Source organism: Psychroflexus planctonicus, from assembly GCF_014640195.1.
GTDB classification, from domain to species: domain Bacteria; phylum Bacteroidota; class Bacteroidia; order Flavobacteriales; family Flavobacteriaceae; genus Psychroflexus; species Psychroflexus planctonicus.
In genome coordinates, this window is the sequence record NZ_BMGM01000019.1 from 1 (window position 1) to 8893 (window position 8893).

At 34.2% G+C, this 8893-nt stretch carries 3 protein-coding genes and 1 tRNA gene; 3 read left to right on the plus strand and 1 reads right to left on the minus strand.

From position 1 onward, the window contains the following. Together IEV72_RS13480 and IEV72_RS13485 are read left to right on the plus strand one after the other, a co-directional pair. Positions 1 to 4341, plus strand: a 4341-nt coding sequence (locus IEV72_RS13480) for a DUF8693 domain-containing protein (protein WP_188459648.1), incomplete at its 5' end; no start/stop codon positions are given. An 882-nt stretch (positions 4342 to 5223) separates the two neighbouring features. After that, the gene (locus tag IEV72_RS13485) at positions 5224 to 5634 is read left to right on the plus strand and encodes a response regulator (RefSeq protein ID WP_188459649.1); all 411 of its coding nucleotides are present in this window, start codon (positions 5224 to 5226) and stop codon (positions 5632 to 5634) included. Positions 5635 to 6452: 818 nt separating this feature from the next. On the opposite strand, the gene IEV72_RS13490 is transcribed toward IEV72_RS13485, so the two are convergent. Continuing rightward, positions 6453 to 6527: transfer RNA gene (locus IEV72_RS13490), tRNA-Pro, on the minus strand. 399 nt (positions 6528 to 6926) lie between these two features. Between IEV72_RS13490 and aspS the strand changes: the two genes are divergently transcribed. Then, positions 6927 to 8681, plus strand: coding sequence for an aspartate--tRNA ligase (aspS, locus tag IEV72_RS13495; protein ID WP_188459650.1), 1755 nt, complete (start codon positions 6927 to 6929; stop codon positions 8679 to 8681). Positions 8682 to 8893: the final 212 nt, after the last annotated feature.

The window sequence follows — 8893 nt, forward strand, 5'->3', positions numbered from 1 at the left end:
AACACAGGTTTCTTTGATATCCTGGCAGGTGAAGTAAATAACTTAAAATTTGATAATTCAGATTTTGATGGACAAATGACAAATGCTGGGGTACTAGCAGGTCAAACTACCACAGGAGCTAATGTGCTTAAAGTCTATGTTTTAGCAGGGAATTCACTCTCTTCAACCGCTAACCCTGCTAATGTAGGTGGACTTGTAGGTTTAATGAATGGTGGAACGCTTAGCCAATCTTATGCTAATGCAAGCTTGACAAATACCCAAGGTCTAACTGGTGGCTTTATTGGCGAAATGACAGCTGGTAACGTAAACAACTCTTATTCTAGAGCAACCTTAAACGTAGAAAATGCAAATGCAGGTGGCTTTGTGGGAGAAATATCCGCAGGATCTATTGATAAAACCTATGCAATAAGTAATCTAAATCTAGTGAATGCTGGTACAGGAACACTTAACGCTTTCGGAAACCAAACAGGAGCTAATTTAATCACCAATTCTTTTTACGATAGTGACGTAACATCTACAGATAATAGTGATGCTACAGGCGAGACTACAGCTAATATGACACAAGAGAGCATCTTTATTACTGCTAGCTGGGATTTTGTGTGTGAAAATACAAACGGAACAGAAGATATATGGCGCATAGCTGCTTCAACTAACAATAATTATCCTTTCTTTAATGATGAAATTAATGAGCCTGTATTTCAACCGGATGGAAGTGGAACAGAAACAGATCCTTACCAAATTACCAGTTTAGCTAACCTAATTTGGATAGCACAAAACCCGACAGAATGGAGTGCTTTTTACATCCAATTAAATAATATAGACGTAAGTGAAACTCTTGACTTTTCCTGTCCTAATGAAGAAGAATTTCAAATTATAGCACAAGGGGAACTAGAGTCCTTTTCAGGAAATTACGACGGACAAAACTTTAGTATTGAAAATTTAACTTTAAATAATACAGATGATAGAATTGCCTTCTTCGGGACTTTAGACAATGCTAATATTAGTAATCTTAATTTTGCCAATGCAACTGTTACGGGAAATTCGAATGTTGGAGTTTTAGCGGGGATTATTACTAATAATTCCAATATAGAAAATATTTCAATTCAAGGAAGTGTTACTCAAAATGAAGAACTAAACTTAGAAAATATTGGTGGTTTAGCAGGAGCTATTGGAGATTCGAATTTATCTGATATTACAATTGATATCAACATCACAAGCGAAGGTATACAAACAGGTGGTGTTGCAGGTTCAGTAAATAATTCTACTTTAATCAACTTAAATATTGCTGGAAGTATTGCAGGAAATAATCTAACTGGCGGGATTGTTGGGATTGGAGAAAATAATACTTCAATTGAAAATGCTAGTGTTACTGGTACTATTTCAGGCGCAGATTTTGTTGGTGGAATAGTAGGTTCAGCTGACTCAACAAATCTAAGTGAAAACGCTAATGAAGCTTCCGTAACAGGAACAGACCAAGTTGGCGGAATTGCCGGTAATCTTTCTGGAAGCAATCAAAACATTGTAAGCCAAACCAGCACAGCAAACATAATTGGAAACACCAATGTTGGTGGGCTTTATGGCGAAATAACTGCAAGTGTTGTATTAGAAGAATTAGCTATTGAAAATATTAATATAACGGGAGAAAACAACGTAGGAGGCTTAATTGGGTCTTCAGGTGCAAATGTAACTATTAATCAATCTTTTGTTGCTAACATAACTTTTGATGGTAATTCTGGTAATAATGTAGGTGGTTTTATAGGAGTTAACAATGGAAGTATTTCAGTGTCTTTTGTAAAAAACTTTTCTATGGTCTATTCTACTTCATTAGCTAATGCAGGTGGGTTTACAGGAGAAATGACATCTGGTACTTTAACCGATAGTTATGTATTATCAACTAGTACAACAACTAATTCTTTTTCAAATATTGGAGTTAGTAATACAGCAGGATTTGTAGGAAATGCAGTTGGTGGAAGTATTTCGAGAGCTTATGCAGCGGTAAATTCAGATGTAAACGGTTTTTCAGGTACAGGAACAGGAACTACAATTAGTAATAGTTTTTATGATCAAGATTTAGCTGAAGGAAATACAGATACTTCAGCAACAGCAACCACAACAGCTAATATGAACTTAGAAGCAACTTTTACCGCTGCTGGTTGGGATTTTGAATGTGAAACTACAAATGGAACCGACTTTATTTGGGGTATAAATACAACCGATAACCAATCTTATGCATTTTTGCGTTGGGAAGGCTTTGAAAGTGAATGTATTTTTGATGCAAATTGGATAGGCGTTACCAGTTCAGATTGGGCTGATGCATCAAATTGGGCAGATAACGTAGTTCCAGGAGTAGATGAAGACATTAGTATTCCTGCTACTGTACCGAATTTTCCTCTATTAGACCAAGACAGATCCATACAAAGTTTATTCGTTGAAGATGGAGCAAGCTTAAGTATTGGAGAAAATAATACACTTACTTTAAAGGGTAATATTATTGGCCAAGGAACTATTATTGGTGGTATGAATTCTTCTCTTTTAGTTGATGGAGATGGAGAAGTAACTCTACAGATGAATCAAGATACACCAGAAGTTTCAAATATGCTTTTTAATTTAACACTACAAGGTGGAGTAAATAATGAACGTGCGTTAATTTTAAACAACCCTGTATTTGTAAACAATGTGTTAAACATAACCACACCAACAACCAGGTTACAAAGTGATTTAAATTTAACTTTGTATTGCGATTTTAATTCAAGTAACTTAAAGGTTGCACAAGTAGACCAACAATTGGGTACCATAAGCGGTGGCTTAGTTGCAGAACAGTGTTTCCCAGCAAGACGTGCCTATCGTTTTGTGGCACCTTCATTAGACATGTTAGGCAGTATACAAGATAATTGGCAAGAAGGTGCATCTTCACATAATGATAATTCAGTACCTGCTGGATATGGAACACACATTACAGGAAATGGATATGAAAGTGGAACACCAACGCTAAATCAAGAAAATAACGGTTTTGATTGGAATCCTACAGGTAATCCTTCCATGTTTACATTTTTTAGTACTACTCAGAATTGGGCTCCAGCTAATCAAACTACAAATAGCCTAGGAGCAAGAGATGCTAGACGTTTAATGGTTAGAGGAGACAGAACAATTAATATTACTCAAAATGAAGCCGTACCAACTAATACTAAATTGAGAACGCGTGGGACACCTGATAAAAATAATATTTCAATTGCTTTTGATAATAATTATGCAGAAGGAGACTTAATCTTAACGGGTAATCCATTTTGGGCACAAGTTGATATAGAATCTATTATAAATAATGAAGCATCCCTGCTTAATTATTTTTATTATTGGGATCCAAGTTTAGGAGGCACCCCAACACCTGGAGAGCCCGGAGGAAGAGGCGCTTGGGTAGCATATCTTACTGGGAATTTTGGTGAAGAAACTGCCGGAACTGTTTTTGAGTACAATTTGAATGGAGAAGCAAGTTCTTCTACATCTTCACAAGTTTCAAATATCATACAACCCATGCAAGCCATCATGCTTGTTGCTTCAGGAGGAAGTGTTAATATAAATTACAATCAAAGCGACAAAGCTATTGAAAGCACACAAGTGCAAATTTTTTCTGAAGAAAATGAAAGTAAAAAAAGAATGGATGTTAATCTTTTTAAGCAGAACGATGCATCTTCTCCTTTAGATGCCTATCGTGTTGTTTTTATAGAAGGAGCTAATAACAGCATAGGTGCTGGAGATATTCCAAAATTAGATAATATTGATGAAAACTTAAGCAGTATGCAAAATGGACAGCTACTTACCATACAGCTTAGAGATTTACCTTTGCCTAATGAAGATGTGAATATGTTTATAAATAATTACAAGCATACCGCATACCGATTGCAAATAGACATCGATTCTTTTGATGATGTAGATGCTTATTTATTAGATTTATATACCAATGAAGAAATAATTCTTAACGAAGGAGAAAATAATTATACTTTTAATGTAGACCCAAATATTAATCCTTCAACTGCATTTAATCGTTTTAAAATAGAATTTAGAGAAACCAATCTGTCTATTATAGATAATGAAATCACTGAAGTAAACATATACCCTAACCCTGTAGATCATCAATTTAATTTAGTATTGCCACATAAGGCTTCAAATTATACTTTTACTATTTATGACCTATTAGGCAACCCAATTTCTAATACAGAATTTAATGCTGTTGAAGATAATAACACAATAAGTGTAACAAATTTCAATGAACCAGCAGGAGTCTATTTTATTAAAATAGATGATGGTAAACAAACAATTACTACCTTAAAATTTATTAAAAAGTAGTAGAAATAAGAGTAGCAACAATATTGGGAAGATTCGTTAGTTATAAAAATTAAAACTTGTAGAAAAATTTTTTGGATTGTAAGATTACTTATTGGTTGAATTCAGGTTGTAAATGAATAGAAAATTGAATTTATATACTGTTTGAATTGAGAATATATCTTACTAACCTGAGTTCGATTCTTATTCATCAAAAGACCTAAAACTGATACAAAAGCAAGAAGTTTTAAATACAGATGAATAAATTAATGTATCGAATAGTGGTATATTAGATATAAAAACAAAGTCCTTTTCGTTCTCAAGATCATAAAATTTAATTCTTCTTATTTTGTCAGCTTAAAGATTTTATATAAAGTGCCAAATAATTTTACGATTTGATTATGCTTTTTACCATTTGTTTTATAGGTATTTCTTAACAAACCCCATCAAACCTTCAACATAAAGAAATTAATTGAGTGAAAACATTATTTCATTGATTAGTATGCTTTAAAAAATGCTATTTTATCTAATTTAAAATAATCACGCTTCAAAAACTTTCTTTTATTGCATTATTTCTTTCCATGAGCAATCCAAACTTACTGCAGGTTTATTTCATGAAAAAAAGAGTATACCTATAAAGCATCTTACATTTTGTTTGAGATAATTCATTAAAAGTTAGTTAATTGGTAAATCGTTATTTGTAGTAATATTACTTAAGTATAAAGCAATTTAAATACCAAAGTAAATCTAATTAAATACATAGAGAGATTTAACAATCATTTTCTAAATATTAGAAATAACTCTAATATTTGTAATTCATCAGATGACTAAAGTTTCATAAATAGTTCATTGTGAGCAAGCTAAAATATGGCATGCACTTAGCAGATGAGCTCAAAAATAATAGAAATGATTTTAGCCATAATTGACGATTGTGATATAACAAGATTTGTACATGCAAAACTAGTAAAGCATCTTGAATTGGATATTGATGTAATCAAATATAATTGTGGACGTAAATTTTTAGACGATTTAAAAGATCAAAAAATTGATTTACCTGACATTGTATTAACTGATTACAATATGAAAGTTATGAATGGAGTAGGGTTAATTAACGAATTAGATAGTTATCGTTCTAAAAACAGAATAGAAAACAAATTGTTTTCTTACATAATTACTGCAAATAAGGACATCAGTACTATTACAAATGATTGTAAAAACGAAACTTTTCAAGGATTCATTATGAAACCACTAAGAACAGATCATCTATCTGATATTTTTGAAAAGTCTGGGTTTAATGTTTTGCAAAAAGCCATTTAGTAATTTGTTTTAGACATGTTTTATTCTTTAATACTCTTTTTTATAATTGCATTGGTAAGGTTACTATACCTAGATTATCGTGACGTTAAACGAGTTAAATTTAATAATGAAAAAGAAAAAGAAGAGACACATGAGCTTATATCTATCTTTAAATCTGCTAAATAATGTTTAAGGTTATTATCTACTTATTTAACCTAAATTTATTTTTCAAGTAAAAAAATATTCTTGTAACGCATACCAACGATTTCTTTTAACTTCGAAAAGCTTGATTAGTATCTTTTTGATCCAATTAGATGCTTGACAGTAAGTGTTTTATTGTATTATGCTATGGTTAGAAATGGCTAGTTGGGTATTGGTATTGGAACGGATTGCAAACTTGTGGTGTAAGGTTAGGTTAAGGCTCACGCGATGCATTCGCGCGGCAACATGAGAAGGAACTATTAATAGTGCGTAGCACACACGATGCAATCGTTTGGCAGCGTGGGAATTACATCCCTTTGTATCCTGCACTTCTTAAGAAGTTCGAATCATCATAGTTTCTAACTTTAGTTTAAGCTAATTTAAGTCTAAAAATAAACTTTATTAGTAGTGCTTTAGACTGCATCTTCGGAAAAATACTGCTTTTTTTAGTAACCTTTTTGGTAACCTAAGTAGGGTAAAATGTGGTTTTTTATGGTATTTTCTGGAAAATAAAAAACCTTTAAATCGTTGTTTTACAGGTTTTTGTATAGATTTAGCTAAATTTGGTTTTAGCAAAGTCGGGATGAGAACCCCGAGGTTTCGGGGGAAACTCCGATCTCAATATTGAAAAAAAATTGTCGGGATGAGAGGATTCGAACCTCCGATCTCGCGCCCCCCAGACGCGCACTTTAACCGGACTAAGCTACATCCCGAAATTCATTTGCAAAGCTAATTTTTTTAATTCAAATTTATTTTGATTTTTTGCAAAAGTTCCATCGGAGATATTGAAGTGAATTATGGAATAAAAAAATATCTAAACCGAGAAACGATTCCGTTTTGAATATTTAGGATGAGAGCCCCAATACTTCGGGGGAGCCTTTCTCGAAACTTCGGGAAGCCCCCAGACGCGCACTTTAACGTCCCGATAGCTATCGGGATAAGCTACATACCTAATCTGTTAAACATGTTTAATATAGCGAATGCAAAAACTAATCCTTCCGTTCAATAATAAATAAGCTAGCAATTTTCATTTTCTCCAAAAATAAGAAGCCCGCAAACTCATCCATCAAATTAGAACTTCTTACTTTTGCAGCTTGTAAAAAAGCAAAATCATGTACAGAAGTCATACCAACGGAGAGTTACGCCAATCCCACCTTAACCAAGAAGTTACCTTAGCAGGTTGGGTTCAAAAATCAAGAGATAAAGGATTTATTATTTGGGTAGATTTACGCGATCGCTACGGAATTACTCAATTGGTGTTTGATGCTGAGCGTACACCAGCTGTAATGATGGAAGAAGCTAGAAAATTACATCGTGAATTTGTCATTCAAGTAAAAGGAAAAGTAATTGAACGCGAATCGAAAAATCAAAATATCCCTACGGGTGAAATTGAAGTTTTGGTGGAAGAATTAGTGGTACTCAATCAATCTAAAACACCTCCTTTTACTATTGAAAATGATACCGATGGCGGTGAAGATTTGCGTATGAAATACCGCTATTTAGACATTAGAAGAAATCCGGTGAAGGACAAATTGGTATTTAGAAGTAAAGTAAGCATGGAAGTGCGGAAATACTTAAGCAACCAAGATTTTGTGGAGGTAGAAACACCCTATTTAATAAAATCTACTCCAGAAGGGGCACGCGATTTTGTGGTGCCTAGCAGAATGAATGCTGGACAGTTTTATGCACTTCCACAATCGCCACAGACCTTTAAACAATTATTGATGGTCGGCGGAATGGATAAGTATTTTCAAATTGTGAAATGCTTCCGCGATGAAGATTTACGGGCAGACAGACAACCCGAATTTACGCAAATCGATTGCGAAATGGCTTTTGTTGAACAAGAAGACATATTGCAAACTTTTGAAGGTTTAACCAAACATTTATTGAAAGAAATCAATGGCGTTGAAGTAGCCAATTTCCCAAGAATGACCTACGATGAAGCCATGATTACTTACGGAAACGATAAACCCGACATTCGCTTTGGGATGAAATTTGCCGAGTTGAATGATGTAGCTCAACATAAAGATTTTAAAGTATTTAACGAAGCAGAATTGGTAGTAGGAATCGCTATCCCTGGTTGTGCATCCTATTCCCGAAAAGAAATCGATGCCTTGATCAAATGGGTTCAAAGGCCACAAGTTGGTGCCAAAGGTATGGTTTATGTAAAATACAATGAAGATGGAAGTTTTAAATCTTCGGTAGATAAATTTTACAACCAAGATGATTTAGCCAAATGGGCAGAAAAAACCGGAGCAAAGCCAGGTGATTTAATTGCTATACTTTCTGGTGAAGCACAAACTACTAGAGCTCAATTAAGCGCGTTGCGAATGGAAATGGGAAATCGTTTAGGCTTGCGAAAACCTGACGAATTTGCTCCTCTTTGGGTTGTTGATTTCCCGCTTTTAGAATGGGATGAAGAAACCCAACGCTACCATGCGATGCACCACCCATTTACGTCTCCTAAAGCAGAACAAATTCCGTTATTAGCAACCAATCCAGCAGCGGTAAAAGCCAATGCTTACGATTTGGTTTTAAACGGAAATGAAATTGGAGGCGGTTCCATCCGTATTCATGATAAGGAAACGCAAGCCCAAATGTTCGATTATTTAGGTTTTACCGAAGAAGAAGCTAAAGCCCAATTTGGATTTTTAATGGATGCTTTTCAATATGGCGCGCCACCACACGGCGGAATTGCTTATGGCTTAGACCGATTAGTTGCCATTTTAGGCGGACAAGAAAGCATTCGCGATTTTATTGCATTCCCCAAAAACAATGCAGGAAGAGATATTATGATTGATGCTCCAGCGGCAATTGATGATAAGCAGTTGGCAGAATTGCATTTGGCTAAAGTAGAGAAGAAATAGGTTTAGGCTTTCAAGTGCGAGCGTGACGCTCGCAATAGCTTGAGAAAGTTTATTTGATTCGATTAAAACAAATTTTCAAAGCTATTCGAAGATTCTGTGTTAAAAGCAAAGGAATATTTAGACTTTTTTATATTTGTATAAAATCAGCATAAGCTAGATTCTAAAGGTTTTGCATTTTCAAGCAAAGCCTTTTTCTTTTCTTCATATTTAGA

Bases quoted from the DNA above. Each gene is read 5' to 3' on its own strand.
- IEV72_RS13485 (WP_188459649.1), top strand. From the start codon at position 5,224: ATGATTTTAGCCATAATTGACGATTGTGATATAACAAGATTTGTACAT.
- aspS (WP_188459650.1), top strand. From the start codon at position 6,927: ATGTACAGAAGTCATACCAACGGAGAGTTACGCCAATCCCACCTTAAC.